We start from the raw sequence: 23539 nt of genomic DNA on the forward strand, positions 1-23539 counted from the left end.
ACGGGACCGACGCCGCTCCCCCGCCGCGCCGTGTCGTACGTGTGAGCGCACAGCGGGTTCTGGGCAGAACTGGGGGCAAGGACGCACCGCCGCGGCCCGGTTCGGGAAGCCGGGTGCCCGGCGCGCCGGTCGAGCCGCCGGAGGCGAGAACGTGTCGAGCGCATCCCAGCAGGACGCCGGGCGGGAGGGCGCCGGGGCGCCCGGGGGTGCCCCGGCGCGTACGGGGCAGGGCCCAGGCAGCGGCCGTACGGACGCGGCGCAGCGCCCAGGGCCCCGCGCCAACGGGCAGCGGCACCCCGCGCCCCGGGCGGACCCGCCGCCCGTGTGGCCCGGCGGCCCCGAACCGCTGGGCGCGCACTGCCGCACCACGGCGGACGGGGTCGCGGGGGTGAACTTCGCGCTGTGGGCCGGGGGCGCGGAGGCCGTGGAGCTGTGCCTCTTCGACGACGACCCCGACGCCCCGCCCGGCGCGCCCCTCACCCGCCAGAGGGAAACCCGCTGTCCATTGCGCGAGTTGACGCACGAGGTGTGGCACGGCTTCGTCCCCGGGATACGCCCCGGCCAGCGCTACGGCTACCGCGTGCACGGCCGCTGGGACCCCTGGACGGGCGCCCGCTGGAACCCGGCCAAGCTGCTGCTGGACCCGTACGCGCGGGCGGTCGAGGGGGAGTTCACGCTGCCGCCCGAGGTGTACGGGCACGTCCGCGACTGGCCGGACCAGCGCGTCGCGGACACCGTGCGCGACGAGCGCGACTCGGCCCCCTTCGTACCCAAGGGCGTCGTCGTCGCCGACGGGGACGACCGCGCGGACGACCACCGCCCCCGCACCCCCTGGGCCGACACAGTGGTCTACGAACTGCACGTGCGCGGCTTCACGATGCGCCACCCGCGGATACCCGAGCGGCTGCGCGGCACGTACGCGGGCCTGGCGCACCCGGCGGCCGTCGAGCATCTGCGGCGGCTGGGGGTGACGGCCGTGGAACTGCTGCCGGTGCACCAGTTCGCGCACGAGGACCATCTGCTGCGGCGCGGGCTGCGCAACTTCTGGGGCTACAACTCCATCGGCTACTTCGCGCCGCACTGCGGCTACGCGGCCACCGGCACGCGTGGCGCCCAGGTCGGCGAGTTCCGGCGGATGGTGCGCGCGCTGCACGCCGCCGGCATCGAGGTCATCCTCGACGTGGTCTACAACCACACGGCGGAGGGCGGCGAGTTCGGCCCCACGCTCTCGCTGCGCGGCATCGACAACCGCCGCTACTACCGGTTGCAGCCCGACGCCCGCCGCTACGCCGACTGCACCGGCTGCGGCAACACCCTGCACGTCGTCCAGCCCAACGTGCTGCGGCTGATCACCGATTCGCTGCGCTACTGGGTGACGGAGATGGGGGTCGACGGCTTCCGCTTCGACCTGGCGGCCGCGCTCGCGCGCTCCCCGCACGACGTCGACATGCTCTCGCCCTTCCTCACCGTCATCGCGCAGGACCCGGTGCTGCGCCGCGTCAAGCTCATCGCCGAGCCGTGGGACGTGGGCGCGGGCGGCTATCAGGTGGGTGCCTTCCCGCCGCTGTGGACGGAGTGGAACGACCGCTACCGCGACGCGGTGCGCGACTTCTGGCGCGGCGCCCTGCCGGACCTGCGGGAGCTGGGCTACCGGCTGTCGGGCTCCAGCGACCTGTACGCGTGGGGCGGCCGCCGCCCGTACGCCTCCGTCAACTTCGTGACCGCGCACGACGGTTACACACTCCGGGACCTGGTCAGCTACGAACGCAAGCACAACGAGGCCAACGGCGAGGGCAACCGGGACGGCACGAACGACAACCGCTCGTGGAACTGCGGCGCCGAGGGCGAGACGGCCGACGCGGACGTACTGGCGCTGCGGCGGCGGCAGTTACGCAGCCTGCTGACGACACTGCTGCTGTCCACGGGCGTGCCCATGCTGGTCGCGGGCGACGAGATGGGCCGCACCCAGGGCGGCAACAACAACGCCTACTGCCAGGACAACGAGACCGGCTGGATCGACTGGTCACTGCTGGAGCAGCCCGGCTGGCGGGCGCTCGCCGACCTGGCCGCCCGGCTGCTGGCACTGCGCCGCGCGCACCCCGTGCTGCGCAGCCGCGCCTTCTTCTCCGGCAGCGCACACGGTCCTGACGGGCTGCGGGACCTGGCATGGTTCACGCCGCGCGGCACGGAGATGACGCGGGACGACTGGTACGCGCCCGCCTCCGCCCTGGGGATGTACCTCTCCGGCCGGGACGTCCCCGGGCGCGGGCCACGGGGCGAGGCCGTCCTGGACGACAGCTTCCTGGCCGTCCTGCACACGGGGGAACGGCCGCTGCGCTTCCTGCTGCCGGGACGGCCCTGGGCGGACGCCTACGAACTCCTCGTCGACACCTCCCTGGAGGACCAGCGCGCGGCCCCCGGAACGCGCCGTGCGGCGGGCCTGCCGGTGCTCGTCCGGGCCCGTTCGGTGATGCTGTGGCGCGTGGTGCACGAGGATGCCCCGCAGGGGTCGTAGCCGCGAAATCCGCGTGAGCGGTGTCAGTGGTGAACCGTAGTCTCACTCATGATGAATACGTCCACGCGCGCCCCCGAGAGGGCCCAACCCCGGTCCGCTGTGCGGTCGTTGCTGCGCCTGTGGCCCTACGTACGGCCCGTGCGCGGCAGACTCGCGGCCGCCGCGCTGACGGCCGTGCTCGGCTCGTGCACGAGCCTGGTCATCCCGCTCGCGCTCAAGTGGCTCGTGGACGGCCCGGTGGCGGGCCGCGATCCGCGCGGGGTGTGGCTGGGCGGAGCCGTGGTGTTCGGCCTCGGGGTGGCCGAGGCGACGCTGTTCATGCTGCGGCGCGTGATCGTGGCGCGCCCGCTGGCGCGCGTCGAGGCGGACATGCGCGCCGCGCTGTACGGGCACCTGCAGCGGCTGCCCGTCGTCTTCCACGACCGCTGGCCCTCCGGGCAGTTGCTCTCGCGCGGCACCAACGACCTGACCCTGGTGCGGATCTTCCTCGCGTTCCCGCTGACCTTCCTGATCGTCAACGGCGTGACGATCACGGCGGGTTTCGCGATCCTGCTCGCGCAGCGGTGGACGCTGGGGCTGCTGCTGCTGGCGCCCGTCGCCCCGCTGATCGTCCTGTGCTGGTTCTTCGAGAACAGCTACTCCCGCCTGGCGCGCACCGCGCAGGACCGCGCCGGCGATCTGACCACGGTGATCGAGGAGAGCGTCCTCGGCATCCGCGTCATCAAGGGGTTCGGCCGGCACCGGGGCCGCCGGCGGGAGTTCTCGGCGCTCTCCGGGGAGCTGCGCGGCATCGAGCTGCGCAAGGCGCGGCTGCTGGGCATGCTGTGGGCGCTGGTGATGACCCTGCCGGAGCTGGTCATCGGCACCGCGCTGGTCCTGGGCGTCCTCCAGGTCGCGGACGGCGGGCTGTCGGCGGGCACGCTGGTGGCCTTCCTGTCGACAGCGCTCGCCCTGCGCTGGCCGGTGGAGTCGATCGGCTTCCTCCTCGCCATCACGCAGGACGCGGCGACGGCGACGGACCGCTTCTTCGAGGTACTGGACGAGCCGCTGCCGACGGCGGCCGGTACGCGCGCGGGGGCGGGCACCGGGACAAGCACCGGACCCGTGGAGGGCACAAGTGCCCCCGCCCGGACGGGTGTCCGCGCCGCCGCGCCCGGCTCCTGCGGCTCCCGTGCCCCTGCCCGGAAGGGCACCCGTGCCGGGCTGCTCCTGGAAGGTGTCGAGTTCCGTTACCCCGGATCCCCGGCGGGAGCCGAACCCGTGCTGCGGGGGGTCGATCTGCACATCAGGCCCGGGGAGACGATGGCCCTCGTCGGGCCCACCGGCAGTGGGAAGACCACGCTGACCGCGCTCGTCCCCCGGCTGTACGAGCCGACCGCCGGGCGGATCAGCCTCGACGGCCAGGACATCGCGGCGCTGCCGCGCGAACGGCTGCGGGAGCTGGTGTCCGTGGCCTTCGAGGAGCCGACGCTGTTCTCGGCCACGGCGGGCGAGAACGTGCTCATGGGCGCGGAGGGCGCCGAAGAGGCCGATCTGATGAGGGCGTTGCGCATCGCGCAGGCCGACTTCGTGCACGAGCTGCCCGAGGGGCACCGTACCCAGGTCGGTGAGCAGGGGCTGAGTCTCTCCGGCGGCCAGCGGCAGCGGCTGGCGCTGGCGCGCGCGGTCGTCGGGCGCCCGCGCTTCCTCGTCCTCGACGACCCGCTGTCGGCGCTGGACGTGCACACCGAGGCACTGGTGGAGGCGGCGCTGCGGGAGGTCCTGGCGACCACGACGGCACTCGTCGTCGCCCACCGCCCGTCCACGGTGCTGCTCGCCGACCGCGTGGCCCTGCTCTCGCGCGGGCGCGTCACCGCGGTGGGCACCCATCACGAACTCCTGCGCACCAGCGGGGAGTACGCGGCGCTCATGACCGGCCGCGGCGGGGACGGGCCCGCCGGCGCCGGGCGGGGAGGGAAGGCGCGATGAGCACGAGCGTGAGCGGCCGGTCGAAGGCCGACGGCCGGCGCCCCGGCGGCGCTCCCCCGGGCCCGCACCCCGCGTCCGGGCCCGGTGAGGACGCCGTCGGCGCCGATCTGCTGGCCGTCCCCGAGGGGGCGCCCCGCGCGCTGCTGCGCGCGCTGCTGGCGCCGTCGCGGTGGCGGGTCCGGCTCGCGGTCGTGCTGGTGCTGTTGCAGCAGGCCGCCGTGCAGGCGGGCCCGCTGCTCGTGGCGTACGCGATCGACCGCGCCGTCCCCGCGACGCGCGCCGGCGACCACGGTCCGCTCGTCGCCGTCGCCGTGGCCTACGCCGGGTGCGCGCTGGCCTCCGGGCTGCTGCAGCTGGCGTTCGTGCGGCTCTCGGCGCGCATCGGCCAGGACGTCCTGCTGGAGCTGCGCAGCCGGATCTTCCATCACGCGCAGCGGCTGAGCATCGACTTCCACGAGCGCTACACCTCGGGCCGGCTGATCTCCCGCGCGACCACGGACGTCGAGTCGATCCGCGAGCTGCTCAACGACGGGCTGCAGGAGCTCGTCGGCATCGGCCTGTCGGTGGTGTACATCGGCGGCACCCTGCTGTGGCTCGACGCGAGCACGGGCGGCGCGGCCGTGCTGTCGCTGGTGCCGCTGTATCTGCTCGTGCGCTCCTACCAACGGCGTTCCCTGATCGCCTACCGGGCCCGGTCGACGGCGATCGCGGCGGTCATCGTGAAGTTCACCGAGACCATGAACGGGATCCGGCCCGTGCAGGCGTTCCGCCGCGAACGCGCCAACGCCGCGCACTTCGCGGAGCTCAACGCCCGCCACCGCAGGGCCAACGGGGACGTCACCCTGGAGATGGCCCGCTATGTGGTCCTCTCCCGGCTGGTGGCCGCCGCCGTGCTCGCCACGGTGGTGCTGTGGGGCGCCCGCCGGGTCGCGGACGGCGAGCTGGAACTGGGGGTGCTCGCGGCCTCGGTGCTGTATCTGCGGCGGCTGTACGACCCGGTGGACCGGCTGGGGATGTTCCTCAACTCCTACCAGTCCGCGGCCGCTTCGCTGGAGAAGATCGCGGGTCTGCTGGCGCGGCGCCCGTCCGTGCCCGAGCCCGAGCACCCCAGACCGCTGCCGGAGCGGCCGGCGGGCTCCCCCGGCCGCGAGGTCGTCTTCGAGGGGGTGAGCTTCGCCTACCGGTCGGGCGCCGAGGTGCTGCCCCGCTTCGATCTGACGCTGCGGGCCGGACAGACCGTCGCGGTCGTCGGTTCGACGGGCGCGGGGAAGTCCACGCTCGCCAAGCTGCTGGCCCGCTTCTACGACCCGGTGGAGGGCCGGGTGCTCCTCGACGGAGTGCCGCTGGGCGAGTTGTCGGCGGCGGAGCTGCGGCGCGGGGTGGTCATGGTGACGCAGGAGGCCTTCCTGTTCTCCGGCACGGTCGCGGAGAACATCGCGATCGGCCGGCCCGGCGCGAGCCGCGCCGAGATCGAGCAGGCGGCGAGGGCGATCGGCGCGCACGAGTTCATCACGGCCCTGCCGGACGGCTACGACACCGATGTACGCAAGCGCGGCGGCCGGATCTCCGCCGGGCAGCGGCAGCTCGTCGCCTTCGCGCGGGCCCTGCTGGCCGATCCGGCGGTCCTCATCCTCGACGAGGCCACCTCCTCCCTGGACATCCCCGGCGAACAGGCGGTGCAGCGGGCGATGCGCACGGTGCTGCGCGGCCGTACGGCCCTGGTGGTCGCGCACCGCCTGTCGACGGTGGAGATCGCCGACCGGGTCCTGGTGATGGCGGACGGCCGGGTGGTGGAGGACGGCACCCCCGCCGAACTCACCGCCGGCACGGGCCGCTTCGCGGACCTGCACCGGACGTGGCGGGAGAGCCTGGTGTGAACGGCCCGCACCGCCCGGCCCGTCCTACCGCCCGTCGCCCCGGGTGTACGGGCGTACGTCGATCACGGCCATGCCCGCGGCACGGGCGGCGGCGACGCCCTCGTCGCTGTCCTCGTAGACCAGGCAGCGGGAGGGGTGGGCGCCCAGGGCGTCGGCGGCGGCCAGGAAGATGTCGGGGGCGGGCTTGCCGCGCTCGACGTCGTCGCGGGTGACCATGGCCGAGAAGGCGTCGTGGAACGGCTGGTGGCGCAGGGTGGCCTCGATGACGTGGCGGGCTCCGCCGGAGGCGACGGCCATGGGCAGCCGGCCGCGCATGGCCTCGACGACGGCGTGCACCGGCGCGAGGGGGCGGATGGTGTGGGCCTCCTTGAGGAAGAGGGCGTCACGCTCGGCGACGAGGTCGTCGACGGGCCGGCTGAGCGCCGCGTTCCGCTCGTCCCGCAGCGTGCGGATCATCTCGGCGGAGGACGTGCCGGTCCGGGCGTCGAACCACTCCTGTTCGAGGGTGATGCCCTCGGTGGCCAGAGTCGCCGCCATGGCCCGGTAGTTGGCGTACTGGGTGTCGACGAGCGTGCCGTCCCAGTCGAACAGCAGGCAGGCGGCGGTACGGGGGGCGAGGTCGGGGTGCATGAACGGCCTTTGCTTGTCCGGGATCTTCGCTGGTACGAGGCTGGTACGGGTGTCGGGCGGGTCAGGGTGAGAGCGGTGGGGCGTCCGGGGCCGCCGTGGCGAGCTGCCGCCCCCGGGTCTCCGGCATCCAGCGGCCCAGGGCGAGCGCGGAGGCGAGGGTGATCGCGGCGTAGAGGGTGAACGCGCCGGCCAGGGACAGCTCCTGGACCAGGGGGAGGAAGGTGGTGGCCACGACGAAGTCCGCGCCCCAGTGCGCCCCCGTGGCCAGGCTCATCAGCGCCCCGCGCACGTCCACGGGGTAGATCTCCGCGATGTACACCCAGAACACGGCGGCGGGGCCGACGGCGCCCGCGGTGATGAAGACGCACAGCAGCAGCGCGGTGGCCGTGCCCTGCGCCCCGGTGTGCTGCGCGACGGCGATCGCCGCGGCGGCCACGGCCATGACGGCCAGGCCGCCCAGCATCAGCGGGCGCCGCCCCCAGCGGTCGAGGAAGACGATCGTGACGACGGTGGCGAGGACGTTGCACAGGCCGACGAGCACGGACCCGGCGATGCCGCCGCTGGCGGTCAGTCCGCTGGCGGCCAGGATCGTGGGCGCGTAGTAGATGGCCGTGTTGAGCCCGGTCAGATGCACCAGGACCGCGATGGCCAGGCCCAGCGCCACCCACCGGGATCCGGCCAGCCGGCAGGCGCGGCGCAGCCCGGGGGCGGGGGCGGGCGCGAAGTCACCGGGCACCGGGGGCAGTTCGATGCCCAGGCGGTGTGCCGCGTCCTGCGCGCGTGCCGTGCGGCCGCGGGCCCGCAGCCAGTCCGGGGACTCGGGGACGGCGGGCATGCCGGCCAGCAGGGCCAGGGCCGGCAGGGCGCCCAGGCCCAGGACGGTCCGCCACTGTCCGCCGGGCTCCAGGGCGTAGGCGACGACGTACGCGAGCAGCAGCCCGATGGTGATCATGAGCTGGTTGAGGGTGACCATGGCGCCGCGGCGGGCGGGCGGCGCGATCTCGGAGATGTACAGCGGTACGGCGAAGGACGTGGCGCCCAGGGCGAGTCCGACGAGGAAGCGCCCGGCCACCAGTGCGGCGGGGCCGGTCGCCAGCGCCGAGCCGGCCGTTCCCGCGATGTAGACGGCGGCGGCCGCCGCGATGACCGGGCGGCGGCCGAGGCGGTCGGCCAGCCGTCCGCTGGTGGGGGCGGTCAGTGCCGCCCCCACGAGGGCCGCCGAGACGGCCGCGCCCTGGCTCCAGGACGACAGCCGGTAGGTGCCGGCCACCATCGGCAGCACTCCGGCCATCACGCCCGTGCCGTAGCCGAACATCAGGCCGCCGACCGAGGCGAGGGAGACGGTGAACGCGCGCAGGACGCGGGGGGAGATCATCGCGGGGTCTTCGGACTGTCCGCCGTGGTGACCGGACGGCCCTGGGAGGCGGCCGAGGCGGCCAGGGCCGCCCCGACCCGGGCGGCGCGCCGCGAGTCGGTGAGGGTGACGGCCGTACTGCCGCCGTCGCGGACGGCCCGGGCGAAGGCGGCCACCTGCTCCTGGTAGTGGTCGGCGGCGGGCACCGTCTCCTCGCGGACGCCGTCGGCGGTCAGGACGGTGAGGTGCCCGTCCTCCCCGCTCATCGCCCAGGCGTTGCGGACCGACAAGGTGCCGTGCGTGCCCTGGAGTTCGTAGGCGGCTCGCGGCCCGTAGTCGATGCTGTAGTCGACCACGGCGGCGCGGCCGTCGCCGAAGTCCATGGTGGCGACGGCGCTGGTGTCGACCGTGAGGCCGGGGCGGCTGCTGAAGCGGGCGGAGACCTCCTGGGGGGCCTGTCCGAAGAAGAGCATGGGCGCGTCGATCGCGTAGGGGCCGACGTCCCAGGTGGCGCCGCCGCCGAGGGAGGGTTCGAGGCGGATGTTGCCGCTGCCGGTCCCGATCGCGAAGGCGAACGAGGCGCGGACGACGCGCAGTTCACCGATCTCCCCGGAGGCGAGAATCTCGGCGGCGCGCCGCTGCTGCGGGTGGAAGCGGTACATGAACGCCTCCATGACGGTGCGCGAGGCGGCGCGGGCCGCCTGCTCGACGCGGGCGCAGCCCTCCTCGTCCATGGCCATGGGCTTCTCGACCAGGACGTGCTTGCCGGCCTCCAGGGCCCTGACGGTCCACTCGACGTGGTCGGTGTTGGGCAGGGCGATGTAGACGGCGTCGATGCCCGGGTCGGCGACGAGGGCGGCGTAGTCCGCGTGGGCCGTGGCGCCGAACGGCCGTGCGGCGGCCTCGGCTTGGGCCCTGCGGTGGGGGCGGGAGGCCACGGCGGTCAGCGCGCAGCCGGGGGTCGCGGCGATGGCGGGCATGAGGTGGCCGGCGATGTAGGAGGTGGCTCCCAGTACGCCCCAGCGCAGGGTTCGCGTGGTCTGCTCGGTCATGCGTGGTCCTCCGCGAGGAAGTCGGCGGCCCGCTCGGCGATGGCCACGACGGCCGCGTGGATGTTTCCGGTGATCATGCTGGGGATGACGGAGGCGTCCGCGACGCGCAGGCCCGCGACTCCCCTGACCCGCAGCCGGGGGTCGACCACCGCGAGCGGGTCGGTGTCCTGGCCGATCCGGCAGGTGCCGACGGGGTGGAACTGGGTCTGCGCGTGCTGCCGTACGAACGTCTCGATCTCGTGCCGGCCGGCCCGGGGGGCGAGCGGGGTGCTGGTGGCCAGGGAGGCCAGCGGGTCGGTGGCGGCGATGTCGCGGGCGATGCGCACGCCTTCCACGAGGTCGTCGAGGTCCGCCGGGTCGCTGAGGTAGGCGGGGTCGATCAGGGGGTGGGCCTCGGGGTCGGCGGAGGCGAGGGTGAGCCGGCCGCGGCTGCGCGGCCGGGTCAGGCCGGGGCCGAGGGTGAAGCCGTGGCCGAGCCGGGAGCCGTTGTTGAGGTCCTTCATGGGGGCGAAGGAGAACTGGATGTCGGGGGCCGGCGAGTGCTCGTGCAGGGTGTGGAAGCCGCCTGCCTCACCGAGGTTGGAGAAGTCGGCGACGGGGTGGCCCTCGGCGGTGTCGTGGGCGAGCGACACCTGGATGTGGTCGTGCAGGTTGGCGCCGACTCCCGGCAGATGGACGGCCGGCGCGATGCCGAGTGCGGCGAGTTCGTCGGCCGGGCCGATGCCGCTGAGCTGGAGCAGCTGCGGGGCGGCCACGCTGCCGCCGCACAGGACGACTTCGGCCGTGCAGCGGACGGTGGTGACCTCCGTGCCGCGCCGGATCCGTACGCCGGCGGCCCGGCCGCCCTCCAGCAGGACGCCGTGGACGGTGGCGTCGGTCAGGAGGGTCAGGTTGGGCCGGTCGAGGGCCGGGCGCAGATGGGTGTGGGCGGTGTTGCCGCGGCGGGCGGGGGCGTCCGGGGAGTCCGCGGTGCGGGTGGTCCGGTACAGTCCGACGCCTTCCTGGCCGCCGGTGTTGAAGTCCGGGTTGCCGGGCAGCCCGTACTTCTGGGCGGCCGCGAGGAAGGCGGCGGCGAACGGGTGCGGGGCGGTGTTGTCGGCGACGGGGATCCGGCCGTATCCGGCGGAGTCCGCCGGGCCCTCGATGCGCCGCAGGTACGGCTCCAGGTGCGCGAAGTCCCACAGGTCCCCGCCCCACGGGGTCCAGGCGTCGAAGTCGCCGGGCGCGCCGAGGACATGGACCATGGCGTTGATCGCCGCGGAGCCGCCGACGACCCGGCCCCGGGGCCAGTGGAGGCGGCGGCCGGCGAGGGCGGGCTGCGGGACGGTGCGGTAGCGCCAGTCGAGTTCACCGCCGAGCAGGAAGGGCCAGGAGGCGGGCCGGGCGATGCGCGGGTCGTGGTCGGCCGGGCCCGCCTCGACGAGCAGGACGCTGCGGTCGGGGTGTTCGCTGAGCCGGGCGGCGAGGACGCTGCCGGCGGCTCCGGCACCGACGACGACGAAGTCGTAGGCGGCGTCAGGGTGCATGCGGGTTCCTAGGGTGTGCGCGGGGGCGGGAGGAGGGGCGTCACGGCGCGGGCGCGCGGGGCGGTGCCGCGCGGGCGGGGGCGTCACGTCGCCAGGAAGCCGCCGTCGACGCCGATCGTCTGCCCGTTGACGTAGGAGGAGGCCGGCGAGAACAGCCACAGCGCCACGTCGGCCACCTGCCGGGGGGTGCCGATCTCCCCGGAGGGGATGAGTCCGCGCCAGGTGGTGGCCCCGCCGACGGCCGCCTCGGAGGCGGCGAGCATCTCGGTCTCGATCGGGCCGGGGGCCAGGGCGTTGACGCGGACGCCGTCCCGGGCGTGCTCGACGGCGGCGACGCGGGTCAGGGCCACGGCGGCGTGCTTGGAGGCCACGTAGGCGCCGATGCCGGGGAAGACGGTGCGCAGGCCGTGCACGGAGGTGTTGTTGACGATGCTGCCGTGGCCCTGGGCGGCCATCAGCCGCAGCTCCTGCCGCAGACACAGCCACAGTCCCCGGGAGTTGACGGCGAAGGTCCGGTCGAAGTCCTCCGGGGAGAGGTCCACCAGCCGGCCGTCGCCGGGGACGCCGGCGTTGTTGAAGGCGCAGTCGAGGCGGCCGTACAGCTCGACGGCGCGGGCGAAGAGGGCCTCGACCTGGTCGGGGTCGGTGATGTCGCAGCGCACGAAGGCGGCTTCGCCGCCGTCGGCGCGGATCTCCCGCGCGGCCCGTTCGCCGCGCGTGCGGTCCCGGCCGGCCAGGACCACGCGCATTCCGGCCTCCGCGAAGGCGGCGGCCGCCGCGCGTCCGATGCCGGCCGTGGCCCCGGTGACGACGACGCTGCGCCCGCGCGGCTGACCGGGCGTGCCGGTGGCCCCGGTCACCGGGCGTCCGCCGGCCGCGCGTCGAGCAGGTCGGCCATCGTGGCGCAGGCCTGCTTGATCTCGGCCTCGGTCACGTCGTCGAGGAAGCAGACCTCGCCGATCGCGGTGAGCATGGGCAGGTTCTGCCGGCCGTCGCGGTGGCGGACGGTGTCCGCGAGCGCTTCGAGGACCAGGTCGGCGTCGCAGAACAGGGGGTGCGCGGGGGCCAGGCCCAGCCGGCCGGCCACCTCGACGACGGTGGTGAAGTCGGCCGCGTCGAGCAGGCCCCGTCCGGTGGCGACGACCGCGGAGAACACGCAGTCCATCGCGACGGCCTCGCCGTGCAGCAGCTCGGGCAGCGCGCGCATCTCCACCAGGGGGGAGAAGGAGTGCCCGTAGTCCACGCTGCGCCGCAGGTTCTTCTCCCAGAGGTTGGGTTCCAGTTCCTCGGCCATGCCGGCGATGGCCCGGCCGATCACCTCGTCGGCGACGGTGCCGGGGACGCCGTCCTGGCCCGGTCCGGGGTCCTGGAAGCGGGCTTCGACGAGCCCCGCGCCGTACTCGGCGAGCAGGTCGAACAGCCGCCGGTCCTTGATCAGGGCCATCTTGAAGATCTCGCCCATGCCGTTGCGCAGCTGCCGTTCGGGAACGGTGGCGAGGAACTCCCGGTCGATCAGGGTGAGCGGGGGCGGGCTGTAGCTGCCCAGCCGGTTGCGGTAACCCCCGTAGTTGACCCCGGTCTTGGCGGCGACGCCGACGTCGACCTGGGCCAGGAGCGTGGTGGGGACGCGGACGCTGGGGATGCCGCGCCGGTACAGGCTCGCCGCGAGGCCGACGACGTCCGCGACGACCCCGCCGCCGATGACGAGCGGGGGTGTGCTGAGCCGGTTGGTGCCGACGGCGTTGAGCTTGTCGACCACGTCGAGGGCGCGCTCGACGGTCTTGTTCTCCTCCGAGCCCGGCAGGACCAAGTAGGCGACAGGCACGTCCCGTTGGTCGAAGTAGGTACGGATCCGCTCGCCGTAGAGGGCCTCGACGGCGTCGTCCAGGACGACCACCCGGGTGCCGGAGCGGCCTGCCGTGCCGGGGACGGAGGCGAGCGCCGGGTTGTCGGGGTCCAGCAGACCGGGGGCGTCGACTATCTCGTACTCGACGATCTGCTCACTGCGTAAACGCCAACTCCGGCCGTGCCGGGAGGAGGTGACCATGCTGTTCGTTCCCGCCCTTCGCACACGCGAGGGACGGCGCGTGCGTCGAGCACGGTGTCCGCGAACTGCGGTGCTCCACGCCCGGATCCCGTGGTGTCCGGGGGCGCCGCCCTGCGCGATCAAGATCTTCGGGAACGCTACGCCGCGGGCCACGGCGGAGCAAGGGAGTTCAGGAGTCCGGAATGCCCGCGAAAAGAGACGATAAAGGGACGCGGCACACCGGCCGTTGGCGTGTACACGGGCCCGGACGGCGGGTGCGTGTGAGCGTTTTCACGGACCGATTCCGGTCGGACCCGGTATCGCCATGACACTGCGTGCCGCACCGCGGGCACCGGGTGACATGCACCGCTATGCGGACCACGCTCTTTCGTCAACGGACGGATTCCGGCCAACTTGTTGTCGCACTCCTGACACGTACATGCCGTCGATGGCACTCTTCCCTCCACCGGCGCAACGGTTCCCCACGGCACCACCGCCGGAGCCCCGGCGTCCGCCGGCCCCGCCGGCGCGCGCCGGCAGTCCATCGGCCGCCGACGGCCCGACCGCCGGCACCCCACCGGCCCCTGCCCCGCGCAGCCGGCCGGCTCCCGCACACCCCCGGCCCCTCCTCCCGCTCCCGGCCCCGGCCGCCCGACAGGACCGCCGGACCGCCGCGCGGGACGCGCTCCACCCGCACCGCCTTGTGCACCCGTACCGCCCTTTCCACCTGCACTGCCTTTGTCCGCCGGACGCGAACGACCGCCGTCCGGCTGCCCCCGGCCGCACCCACCGAACAGCGGCCACCGCAGAAGGAGTCCAGCGTGAGACCCACCCCCCACCACCGCGCGGTCGCCACCGGCGCCCTGGTCGCCGTGACCGCGCTGCTCGCCGTCGGAGTGCAGTCCACCTCCGCCACCGCCCGGCCCGAGGCGGCCGGTGCCCGCGCGGGCGGGCAGAGGATCGTCCAGCCCGACCCCGGCGCCCAGCCCGCGAAGCTCTCCCCCTCGCAGCGCGCGGAGCTGCTGCGCGCCGCGAACGCCACGACGGCGGACACCGCGCGCTCCCTGGGCCTGGGCCCGAAGGAGAAACTGGTCGTCAAGGACGTCGTCAAGGACAACAACGGCGCCACGCACACCCGTTACGAGCGCAGCTACGACGGACTGCCCGTCCTCGGCGGCGACCTCGTGGTCGAGGCCGCGAAGGGCGGCCAGGTCAAGGGCGTCACCAAGGCCACCAAGGCCCGCATCGCGGTGGCCTCGACCACCCCGAAGCTGGCTCCCGCCGCCGCCGAGCGGGCGGCCGTGAAGTCCGCGAAGGCCCAGGGCTCGCAGGCCGGCGCGGCCGACGTCGCGCCGCGCAAGGTGATCTGGGCGGCCGACGGCCGGCCCACCCTCGCCTACGAGACGGTCGTCGGCGGGCTGCAGGACGACGGCACGCCCAACCAACTGCACGTGATCACGGACGCGAACACCGGCGAGAAGCTCTTCGAGTACCAGGGCATCAAGACCGGCACCGGCAACACCATGTACAGCGGCCAGGTCACCCTCGGCACCTCAGGCTCGTACGAGCTCAACGACCCCACGCGCGGCGGGCACAAGACCTACACCCTGGGCGGCGGCACCTCCGGCCAGGGCACCCTGGTCACCAGCCCCAACGACACCTTCGGCGACGGCACCAACAACGACCCGAACACCGCCGCCGCCGACGCGCACTACGGCGCGCAGGTCACCTGGGACTACTACAAGAACGTCCACGGCCGCTCGGGGATCCGCGGCGACGGCGTGGGCGCCTACAGCCGGGTCCACTACAGCTACGCCTACGTCAACGCCTTCTGGGACGACGGCTGCTTCTGCATGACCTACGGCGACGGCGAGAACAACGCCAAACCGCTGACCGCGCTGGACGTGGCCGGGCACGAGATGACGCACGGCGTCACCTCCGCGACCGCGAACCTCACCTACAGCGGGGAGTCCGGCGGACTCAACGAGGGCACCTCCGACATCTTCGGCAAGTCGGTGGAGTTCTGGGCCAACAACCCCAACGTGCCGGGGAACTACTTCATCGGCCAGCAGATCGACATCAACGGCAACGGCACTCCGCTGCGGTACATGGACAAACCCAGCAAGGACGGCCGCAGCGCCGACTCCTGGTACAGCGGTGTGGGCAACAAGGACGTGCACTACTCGTCCGGTGTCGCCAACCACTTCTTCTACCTGCTGTCCGAGGGCAGCGGGCCGAAGGACATCGGCAAGTTCCACTACGACAGCCCCACTTCCGACGGGCAGCCGGTCACCGGCATAGGCCGGGACAACGCCGCGAAGATCTGGTACAAGGCGCTCTCCGAGAAGATGAAGTCCAACACGGACTACGCCGACGCGCGCACCTCGACGCTGTGGGCCGCGGGCCAGCTGTTCGGCGTCGGCAGCGACACCTACAACGCGGTCGGCAACGCCTGGGCGGCCGTCAACGTCGGCAGCCGGCTCTCCTCCGGCGTCGAGGTCACCGGCCCCGGCGACCAGACCTCGATCGTCAACACGGCCGTCTCGCTGCAGATCAAGGCCAGCAGCCCGAACGGCGCCGCGCTCAGCTACTCCGCGACCGGGCTGCCCGCGGGCCTCGCGATCGACGCGAGGACCGGGCTGATCTCCGGCACCCCGACGGCCACCGGCGCCAGCACCGTGACCGTGACGGTCAAGGACGCCTCCGGCAGGACCGGCACCATCACCTTCAAGTGGACCGTCGGCACCGACAGCGGCGGCAGCGTCTTCGAGAACACCACCCCGGTGGCCATCCCGGACGCCGGCCCCGCGGTCACCTCGCCGATCACCGTCACCCGCAGCGGCAACGCCCCGGCGGCACTGAAGGTCGACGTGACCATCCGGCACACCTACCGCGGTGACCTCCAGATCGACCTCGTCGCCCCCGACGGCAGGAAGACCTGGCGGCTCAAGAGCGCCGACCCCTGGGACTCGGCCGCCGACGTCAGGGCGACCTACACCGTGGACGCCTCCGGCACCGCCGCGAGCGGCACCTGGAAGCTCCAGGTGAAGGACCTCTACGCCGGTGACACCGGCACCCTCGACCGCTGGCGGCTCTCCTTCTGACGTCCCGCCGGCCACGGACCGGGCGCCGTCCGGGGTGAGTCCGCCTCCCCCGGACGGCGCCCTCACGCGCGCGGCGTCAGCGCAGCAGCACCCCGGCGTTCTCGCCGGTCGCCTCGGGGGGCAGCGCGACCAGCCCCATCTCGGCGCCCCCGGCCAGCAGCGGGTGCGCGGGCAGGATGCGCACGGTGTAGCCGAACGGCCCGGTGCGGTCCAGGGTCAGCGGGCCCTCGTAGATGCGCCGCCCGTCGAGCGCGGCGGCACCGGCGGGCTTGAGCGGGAAGGTACTGGTGCGGCTGAGGCGGTCGGTGGGGTCGACGCGGCCGGCCACCGCCTGCACCTCGACGTCGGACGGGTCCAGGGTGCCGAGCGTGACGCTGACCCGCAGCGAGACCGTCGAGCCCAGCTCGGCGGTGCCGTTGACGCCGGTGTCGGAGACCGCCTCGACGTGGTCGACGGCGACCGCGTGCCAGGCGTCGCGCACCCGGGCCTTCCAGACGGCCAGCTCCCGGGCCGCGTCCGCGTCCAGGGCCCGCTGGGCCTCGGCCGCGGGCGTGTACAGCCGCTCCACGTACTCGCGCACCATGCGCCCGGCGAGCACCTTCGGGCCCAGGGTGGTCAGGGTGCGGCGCACCATCTCGATCCAGCGGCCCGGCAGTCCGCCCGCGCTGCGGTCGTAGAAGGCGGGGGCCACCCGCTCCTCCAGCAGCCCGTAGAGGGCCGCGGCCTCCAGGTCGTCGCGGCGGTTGTCGTCGGTGGTGGCGGTGCCGTCGGCGGTGGGGATCGCCCAGCCGAAGTCGGGCTCGAACCACTCGTCCCACCAGCCGTCCAGGACCGAGAGGTTGAGACAGCCGTTGAGGGCGGCCTTCATCCCGGAGGTGCCGCACGCCTCCAGCGGGCGCAGCGGGTTGTTCAGCCACACGTCGCAGCCGGGGTAGAGCTTCTGGGCCATCGCCATGCCGTAGTCGGGCAGGAAGACCAGGCGGTGGCGCACGCGCGGGTCGTCGGCGAACCGCACGAGCTCCTGCACCAGGCGTTTGCCGCTGTCGTCCGCCGGGTGGGCCTTGCCCGCGACGACGATCTGCACGGGCCGCTCGGGGTGCAGCAGCAGCCGGGTGAGCCGTTCGCGGTCGCGGAGCATGAGGGTCAGGCGCTTGTAGGAGGGCACGCGGCGGGCGAAGCCGATGGTGAGCACGTCGGGGTCCAGGGCCGTCTCGATCCAGCCGAGTTCGGCGGCCCCGGCGCCGCGCTCGCGCCAGGAGGCGCGCAGCCGGGTGCGGACCTCCTCCACGAGCTGCTCGCGCAGGGTGCGGCGCAGCTCCCAGATGTCGGCCTCGGGGATGTCGGCGACGGCGTCCCAGCGCTGGGAGCCGCCGACGGTCAGGGCGTCCTCGGCGCGGCTCTGCCCGATCTGCCGGGCGCCGAGCCGCAGGACCTCGGGGGCGACCCAGGTGGGGGCGTGGACGCCGTTGGTGACGGAGGCGATGGGCACCTCCTCGGGGTCGAAGCCCGGCCACAGCCCGGCGAACATCTGCCGGCTGACCTGCCCGTGGAGGGTGGAGACGCCGTTGGCGCGCTGGGCCAGGCGCAGGCCCATGACGGCCATGTTGAACAAGGCGGGCTCGCCGCCGGGGTAGTTCTCCAGGCCGAGGTCGAGGACGCGCTCGACCTCGATGCCGGGCAGCTCGCCGCCGGGCCCGAAGTGGCGGGCGACGAGCTCGCGTTCGAAGCGGTCGATTCCGGCGGGCACGGGGGTGTGCGTGGTGAAGACGGCGCCCGCCCGCGCGCGCTCCAGCGCGGAGTCGAAGTCCGCGCCGGCGTCGACGAGTTCGCGGATGCGCTCCAGGCCGAGGAAGCCGGCGTGGCCCTCGTTGGTGTGGAAGACCTCGGGCTCGGGGTGGCCGGTGAGCCGGCAGTACGTACGGACGGCCCGTACCCCGCCGATGCCCAGCAGCATCTCCTGGAGCAGCCGGTGCTCGCCGCCGCCCCCGTAGAGCCGGTCGGTGACCTCGCGTTCGCCGGGCGCGTTCTCCTCCACGTCGGAGTCGAGCAGCAGCAGCGGGACCCGGCCCACCCGGGCCTGCCAGACGTAGGCGAACAGCGAGCGGCCGCCGGGCAGGGCGAGGACGACGCGGCTGGGGGAGCCGTCGGCCTCGCGCAGCATCGTCAGCGGCAGCTCGTTGGGGTCGAGCAGGGGGTAGTGCTCCTGCTGCCAGCCCTCGCGGGAGAGGGACTGCCGGAAGTAGCCGTGGCGGTAGAGCAGTCCGACGCCGATCAGGGGGACGCCGAGGTCGCTGGCGGACTTCAGGTGGTCCCCGGCGAGGATGCCCAGGCCCCCGCTGTACTGCGGCAGGGCGGCGGTGATGCCGAACTCGGGCGAGAAGTAGGCGATCGCGGCGGGCAGGCCGGGGGGCTGCTCCTGGTACCAGCGCCGGCCGGTGAGGTAGTCGTGCAGGTCGTCGGCGGCGGCGGCCAGCCGCCGCTTGAAGCGGCGGTCCTCGGCGAGGGCGGCCAGCCGGGCGGCGGGCACGGAGCCGAGGAGCCGCATCGGGTCGCCGCCGGCGGCCCGCCAGCCCTCGGGGTCGACGGACTGGAACAGCTCTCGGGTCTCGGGGTGCCAGGACCAGCGCAGATTGCGCGCCAGTTCGCTGAGCGGTCGTAGGGACTCCGGAAGGACGGGGCGCACACTGAAACGACGAATGGCCTTCACCCTCACGAAGGTAGCGGCGCGACGCCGCTCCTTCGTGCCCCTTGCGCGCAACGGCCCGTGGCGTGCGAGGGCCGTGGCCGCAGGGCCCTCGGGGGCGGGCAGGACGCGGCAGCAGGAGCGGGACGGGCGTGAACTGCTCCTGGGATGCCCTCAGTTGACCCGGTGCGGCCGCCTCTGCCGCCCGCCCGGATTCACTCGCACGTGGGTCGGCCCAGCCCATTGTTCGACCACGGGCGATTCCGCTTCCGGACGCCGCTCCGCGCGTGGCGCATTCCGCTTCCCCCGCCCGCCGGATCTTGCCCGAGCGCCCGGCCGTGGCCGGGGGCCCGCTCCCGCGGCGCGCCACGCGTCCATATGCTGGACACTGCGCAACGGGCCTCCGCCGGGCGCCGCCCCGTGCCTGATACGACCGGCCGATGCGGAACTACGCACCGCCTACGGCGCCCCTCGTGGCGGCCGGAAGCCGCTACGGACTTCGACGGCGCGGGCGGACCGCCATTCCCCCATCTGGGCGCCGGTTACCCCCTTTTCGCGCATTGCACACGATCGGCCCAACGAGGAGACTTCGTACGAGTGACGGAGTGCCCGCCGTCCTCCTCACCGGGTGCCACGGGAACTACGCACCGGTAGCTCCGGCGGTGCGGGCATGCCGGGCCGGGGCCGGTGGGAAAGCTCACCCGGTGTCCGGCGGCACCCGCCGGCGGACACCCCGCGCGCGCTCCGCCAGTCGTCCGTACGCCCGCATCCGACCCCTCCTCGTGACCACGGCCCGAACTCCTCCGCATCCCTTCCGCATCCACCCGAGTGAACGCGGCCAGGAGCCGTCATGCCCGCAGCCAGCCGACCGCCGACGGACCGGATAGAAAGAACAGCACCCGCGGCATCCGCCGGATCCGTCGCATCCGCCAAACTCCCGGACTCCTCAGGTGATTTCATGATCGGTCGCATCCCCGTGCTCGACCTCGGCCCGGCCGTGGACTGCGGCCGCAGGCCGGTCAAGGCGGTGGTCGGCGAGCCCTTCGAGGTGAGCGCCACGGTCTTCCGCGAGGGCCACGAGGCGCTCGGCGCCAATGTGGTGCTGCGCGACCCCGCGGGCCGCTGCGGCCCGTGGACCCCGATGCGGGAGCTCGCGCCCGGCACCGACCGCTGGGGCGCCGAGGTCGTGTGCACGGGCCGGGGCCGCTGGACGTACGCGGTGGAGGCGTGGAGCGATCCGGTGGCGACCTGGCGCCACGACGCCGGCATCAAGATCCCGCTCGGCGACGCCGCGGAGTGCGAACTGGTCCTGGAGGAAGGCGCGCTGCTGCACGAGCGGGCCGCCGCCGAGGTGCCCAAGCGCGCGGGCCGCGAGAGTGTGCTCGCGGCCGCCGACGCGCTGCGGGACGCCTCCCGCCCGTACGAGCGGCGGCTCGCGGCGGCGCTCACCGAGGAGGTACGGGCCGTACTGGGCCGGTATCCGCTGCGCGAGCTGGTGACCGCGAGCCGGCCGATGCCGGTGCTCGTCGAGCGCGAACGGGCCCTGTACGGCGCGTGGTACGAGCTGTTCCCGCGCTCGGAGGGGGCGGTCGTGGCGGAGGGGCGGCCGCCGGTGAGCGGCACGCTGCGCACCGCGGCGGAACGGCTCCCGGCCGTCGCGGCGATGGGCTTCGACGTCGTCTACCTCCCGCCGGTGCACCCCATCGGCCACTCCTACCGCAAGGGCCCCAACAACGCGCTCGCGGCGGGCCCGTACGACGTCGGCTGCCCCTGGGCGATCGGCTCGGCCGCCGGCGGGCACGACGCGATCCACCCGGACCTGGGCACCTTCGAGGACTTCGACCACTTCGTGGCGCGCGCCCGCGAGCTGCGGATGGAGGTCGCGCTCGACTTCGCCCTGCAGTGCTCGCCCGACCACCCCTGGGTGGAGAAGTACCCGCAGTGGTTCCGCCACCGCGCGGACGGCTCGATCGCCTACGCGGAGAACCCGCCGAAGAAGTACCAGGACATCTATCCCCTGTCGTTCGACGCGGACTTCACGGGCATCGTCCGGGAGACCCTGCGGCTGCTGCGCCTGTGGATGGGGCACGGCGTGCGGATCTTCCGCGTCGACAATCCGCACACCAAGCCGGTGGCCTTCTGGGAGAAGGTCATCGCGGAGATCAACCGCACCGACCCCGATGTCGTCTTCCTCGCCGAGGCGTTCACCCGTCCCGCGATGATGCGCACGCTCGGCGCCGTCGGATTCCAGCAGTCCTACACGTATTTCACCTGGCGCAACAGCAAGCAGGAGCTCACCGACTACCTCACCGAGCTCTCGCGCGAGTCGGCCGCCTGCATGCGCCCGAACCTCTTCGTCAACACCCCTGACATCCTGCACGCCTTTCTGCAGCACGGCGGCAGGCCGGCCTTCGAGGTGCGCGCCGTGCTCGCGGCGACGCTCTCGCCGTCCTGGGGCATGTACGCGGGCTACGAGCTGTGCGAGAACACCCCGGTGCGCGAGGGCAGCGAGGAGTACCTGGACTCGGAGAAGTACCAGTTGCGGCCGCGCGACTGGGCGGCGGCCGAGCGGGCGGGGCGCGGCATCGCCCCGCTGGTCACGGCTCTCAACCGGCTGCGCCGCCGCCAGCCCGCGCTGCGGCAGCTGCGCAATCTGCGCTTCCACCACGCCGACAACGACGCCGTCATCGTGTACTCCAAGCGCTCCGGCGGCTCGTGCGTGCTCACGGTCGCGAACCTCGACCCCCACCACACCCAGGAGGCCACGGTCTCGTTGGACATGCCGGAACTCGGCCTGGAGTGGCACGAGTCCGTGCCGGTGCGCGACGAGCTCACCGGAGAGACCTACCACTGGGGCAGGGACAACTATGTGCGCCTTGAGCCGGGCCGCTCCCTCGCGCCCGCGCACGTGTTCTCCCTGCGACCGTCCTCACCGATCGGAGGGTCACCCACACCATGATCGTCAATGAGCCCGTCATCGACACGTTCGAGGACACCCCCGCGAAGGACCGGGACCCGCAGTGGTTCAAGCGGGCCGTCTTCTACGAGGTGCTCGTCCGCTCCTTCCAGGACAGTGACGGGGACGGCATCGGCGACCTGAAGGGTCTGACGGCGAAGCTGGACTATCTGCAGTGGCTGGGCGTCGACTGCCTGTGGCTGCCGCCGTTCTTCGCCTCGCCACTGCGGGACGGCGGCTACGACGTCTCCGACTACACCGCGGTGCTCCCCGAGTTCGGCGACCTCGCGGACTTCGTGGAGTTCGTGGACGCGGCCCATCAGCGCGGGATGCGGGTCATCATCGACTTTGTCATGAACCATACGAGCGATCAGCACGAGTGGTTCCAGCAGTCCCGCTCCGACCCCGAGGGCCCCTACGGCGACTACTACGTCTGGGCCGACGACGACAAGCAGTACCAGGACGCGCGCATCATCTTCGTGGACACCGAGTCCTCGAACTGGACCTTCGACCCGGTCCGCAAGCAGTACTACTGGCACCGCTTCTTCTCCCACCAGCCGGACCTCAACTACGAGAACCCGGCGGTGCAGGAGGAGATCCTGGCCGCGCTGCGGTTCTGGCTGGACCTGGGCATCGACGGCTTCCGGCTGGACGCGGTGCCCTACCTCTTCGCCGAGGAGGGCACCAACTGCGAGAACCTGCCGCGCAGTCACGACTTCCTCAAGCGCGTACGGGCCGAGATCGACGCCCACTACCCGGACACCGTCCTGCTCGCCGAGGCCAACCAGTGGCCCGAGGACGTCGTCGACTACTTCGGCGACTACGAAAAGGGCGGCGACGAGTGCCACATGGCCTTCCACTTCCCCGTCATGCCGCGCATCTTCATGGCGGTGCGGCGCGAGTCGCGCTACCCGGTCTCGGAAATCCTCGCCAAGACCCCGGCGATCCCGGCCGGCTGCCAGTGGGGCATCTTCCTGCGCAACCACGACGAGCTGACGCTGGAGATGGTCACCGACGAGGAACGCGACTACATGTACGCGGAGTACGCCAAGGACCCGCGCATGCGCGCCAACATCGGCATCCGCCGCCGACTCGCCCCGCTGCTCGACAACGACCGCAACCAGATCGAGCTGTTCACCGCGCTCCTGCTGTCGCTGCCCGGCTCGCCGATCCTCTACTACGGCGACGAGATCGGCATGGGTGACAACATCTGGCTCGGCGACCGCGACGGGGTGCGCACCCCGATGCAGTGGACACCCGACCGCAACGCGGGCTTCTCCTCCTGCGACCCGGGCCGGCTGTATCTGCCGGTCATCATGGACCCGGTCTACGGCTACCAGGTCACCAACGTCGAGGCGGCGATGAGCAGTCCGTCCTCGCTGCTGCACTGGACCCGGCGGATGATCGAGATCCGCAAGCAGAACCCCGCCTTCGGCCTCGGCTCGTACACCGAACTGCCCTCCAGCAACCCGGCGGTGCTCGCGTTCCTGCGCGAAGTGCGGCTGCCCGGGCAGCGGGACGACGACCTGGTCCTGTGCGTGAACAATTTCTCGCGCTTCGCGCAGCCGACCGAGCTGGATCTGCGGACGTACAACGGCCGCCATCCCGTCGAGCTGATCGGCGGGGTGCGCTTCCCCGCCATCGGCGAACTGCCCTATCTGCTCACGCTCGCCGGTCACGGCTTCTACTGGTTCCGGCTCCGCCGCGGCGCGCCGCCGCCCGCCGGACAGTGACCGGAACCGGACGTACGACGGTGCGGCGTGGGTACCCCGGCCACGACGGGGTACCCACGCCGCACACGGCCATTACCGCACTGCCCACACCGCAATACGGGAGACTTGCCCAAAC

Annotated in this window: 13 protein-coding genes; 6 read left to right on the forward strand and 7 right to left on the reverse strand. The window is 73.3% G+C overall.

Annotated elements, in window-relative coordinates; translation table 11 throughout:
• Positions 1–151: 151 nt before the first annotated feature.
• The 3 genes from glgX to ACFP1Z_RS13945 are packed head-to-tail and all read left to right on the forward strand — an operon-like array spanning position 152 to position 6360.
• Positions 152–2515: a glycogen debranching protein GlgX gene (gene glgX, locus ACFP1Z_RS13935; RefSeq protein ID WP_390316499.1), complete on the forward strand. Its 2364-nt coding sequence runs from the start codon at positions 152–154 to the stop codon at positions 2513–2515.
• Positions 2516–2563: 48 nt separating this feature from the next.
• Positions 2564–4483, forward strand: a complete 1920-nt coding sequence (locus ACFP1Z_RS13940) for an ABC transporter ATP-binding protein (RefSeq protein WP_390316500.1) — start codon at positions 2564–2566, stop codon at positions 4481–4483.
• Positions 4480–6360: an ABC transporter ATP-binding protein gene (locus ACFP1Z_RS13945; RefSeq protein WP_390316502.1), complete on the forward strand. Its 1881-nt coding sequence runs from the start codon at positions 4480–4482 to the stop codon at positions 6358–6360. Before ACFP1Z_RS13940 ends, ACFP1Z_RS13945 begins: the two co-directional genes overlap by 4 nt.
• Positions 6361–6384: 24 nt before the next feature.
• Here the strand turns inward: ACFP1Z_RS13945 and ACFP1Z_RS13950 are convergent, their stop codons facing one another.
• The 6 genes from ACFP1Z_RS13950 to ACFP1Z_RS13975 all read right to left on the reverse strand — a co-directional run bounded on the left by ACFP1Z_RS13950 (position 6385) and on the right by ACFP1Z_RS13975 (position 12969).
• Positions 6385–6990, reverse strand: a complete 606-nt coding sequence (locus ACFP1Z_RS13950) for an HAD family hydrolase (RefSeq protein WP_390316503.1) — start codon at positions 6988–6990, stop codon at positions 6385–6387.
• A gap of 61 nt (positions 6991–7051) precedes the next feature.
• Positions 7052–8365 carry an MFS transporter gene (locus tag ACFP1Z_RS13955; RefSeq protein WP_390316504.1) on the reverse strand — a complete coding sequence of 438 codons (1314 nt, stop codon included), beginning with the start codon at positions 8363–8365 and terminating at the stop codon, positions 7052–7054.
• A complete protein-coding gene (locus ACFP1Z_RS13960) occupies positions 8362–9396 on the reverse strand; it encodes a Gfo/Idh/MocA family protein (protein WP_390316505.1) in 1035 nt (344 codons plus the stop codon). Before ACFP1Z_RS13960 ends, ACFP1Z_RS13955 begins: the two co-directional genes overlap by 4 nt.
• Positions 9393–10922, reverse strand: a complete 1530-nt coding sequence (locus tag ACFP1Z_RS13965; RefSeq protein ID WP_390316507.1) for a GMC family oxidoreductase — start codon at positions 10920–10922, stop codon at positions 9393–9395. The genes ACFP1Z_RS13960 and ACFP1Z_RS13965 overlap by 4 nt, the downstream gene beginning before the upstream one ends.
• An 83-nt stretch (positions 10923–11005) precedes the next feature.
• A complete protein-coding gene (locus ACFP1Z_RS13970) occupies positions 11006–11782 on the reverse strand; it encodes an SDR family NAD(P)-dependent oxidoreductase (RefSeq protein WP_390316510.1) in 777 nt (258 codons plus the stop codon).
• Positions 11779–12969 carry a sedoheptulose 7-phosphate cyclase gene (locus ACFP1Z_RS13975; RefSeq protein WP_390316511.1) on the reverse strand — a complete coding sequence of 397 codons (1191 nt, stop codon included), beginning with the start codon at positions 12967–12969 and terminating at the stop codon, positions 11779–11781. Before ACFP1Z_RS13975 ends, ACFP1Z_RS13970 begins: the two co-directional genes overlap by 4 nt.
• Positions 12970–13769: 800 nt before the next feature.
• Here ACFP1Z_RS13975 and ACFP1Z_RS13980 point away from each other — a divergent pair.
• The gene (locus ACFP1Z_RS13980) at positions 13770–16052 is read left to right on the forward strand and encodes a M4 family metallopeptidase (protein WP_390316513.1); all 2283 of its coding nucleotides are present in this window, start codon (positions 13770–13772) and stop codon (positions 16050–16052) included.
• A 76-nt stretch (positions 16053–16128) separates the two neighbouring features.
• On the opposite strand, the gene glgP is transcribed toward ACFP1Z_RS13980, so the two are convergent.
• Positions 16129–18759 (reverse strand): alpha-glucan family phosphorylase, encoded by a 2631-nt coding sequence (gene glgP / locus ACFP1Z_RS13985; RefSeq protein ID WP_390316515.1) that lies wholly within the window; start codon positions 18757–18759, stop codon positions 16129–16131.
• A 934-nt stretch (positions 18760–19693) separates the two neighbouring features.
• Between glgP and ACFP1Z_RS13990 the strand changes: the two genes are divergently transcribed.
• On the forward strand, positions 19694–21694 hold the full coding sequence (locus ACFP1Z_RS13990; RefSeq protein ID WP_390316517.1) for an alpha-1,4-glucan--maltose-1-phosphate maltosyltransferase: 2001 nt from the start codon (positions 19694–19696) through the stop codon (positions 21692–21694).
• The gene (treS, locus tag ACFP1Z_RS13995) at positions 21691–23424 is read left to right on the forward strand and encodes a maltose alpha-D-glucosyltransferase (protein WP_390316519.1); all 1734 of its coding nucleotides are present in this window, start codon (positions 21691–21693) and stop codon (positions 23422–23424) included. The genes ACFP1Z_RS13990 and treS overlap by 4 nt, the downstream gene beginning before the upstream one ends.
• Positions 23425–23539 lie beyond the last annotated feature (115 nt).

It is taken from the genome of Streptomyces gamaensis (assembly GCF_042656465.1).
Taxonomy (GTDB): domain Bacteria; phylum Actinomycetota; class Actinomycetes; order Streptomycetales; family Streptomycetaceae; genus Streptomyces; species Streptomyces gamaensis.

Excerpts from the sequence above, each read along its gene's own strand:
- ACFP1Z_RS13960 (WP_390316505.1), bottom strand. The coding sequence starts at position 9,396 with ATGACCGAGCAGACCACGCGAACCCTGCGCTGGGGCGTACTGGGAGCC.
- ACFP1Z_RS13940 (WP_390316500.1), top strand. The coding sequence starts at position 2,564 with ATGATGAATACGTCCACGCGCGCCCCCGAGAGGGCCCAACCCCGGTCC.
- ACFP1Z_RS13945 (WP_390316502.1), top strand. The coding sequence starts at position 4,480 with ATGAGCACGAGCGTGAGCGGCCGGTCGAAGGCCGACGGCCGGCGCCCC.
- treS (WP_390316519.1), top strand. The coding sequence starts at position 21,691 with ATGATCGTCAATGAGCCCGTCATCGACACGTTCGAGGACACCCCCGCG.
- ACFP1Z_RS13990 (WP_390316517.1), top strand. The coding sequence starts at position 19,694 with ATGATCGGTCGCATCCCCGTGCTCGACCTCGGCCCGGCCGTGGACTGC.
- ACFP1Z_RS13965 (WP_390316507.1), bottom strand. The coding sequence starts at position 10,922 with ATGCACCCTGACGCCGCCTACGACTTCGTCGTCGTCGGTGCCGGAGCC.
- ACFP1Z_RS13975 (WP_390316511.1), bottom strand. The coding sequence starts at position 12,969 with ATGGTCACCTCCTCCCGGCACGGCCGGAGTTGGCGTTTACGCAGTGAG.
- ACFP1Z_RS13950 (WP_390316503.1), bottom strand. The coding sequence starts at position 6,990 with ATGCACCCCGACCTCGCCCCCCGTACCGCCGCCTGCCTGCTGTTCGAC.
- ACFP1Z_RS13955 (WP_390316504.1), bottom strand. The coding sequence starts at position 8,365 with ATGATCTCCCCCCGCGTCCTGCGCGCGTTCACCGTCTCCCTCGCCTCG.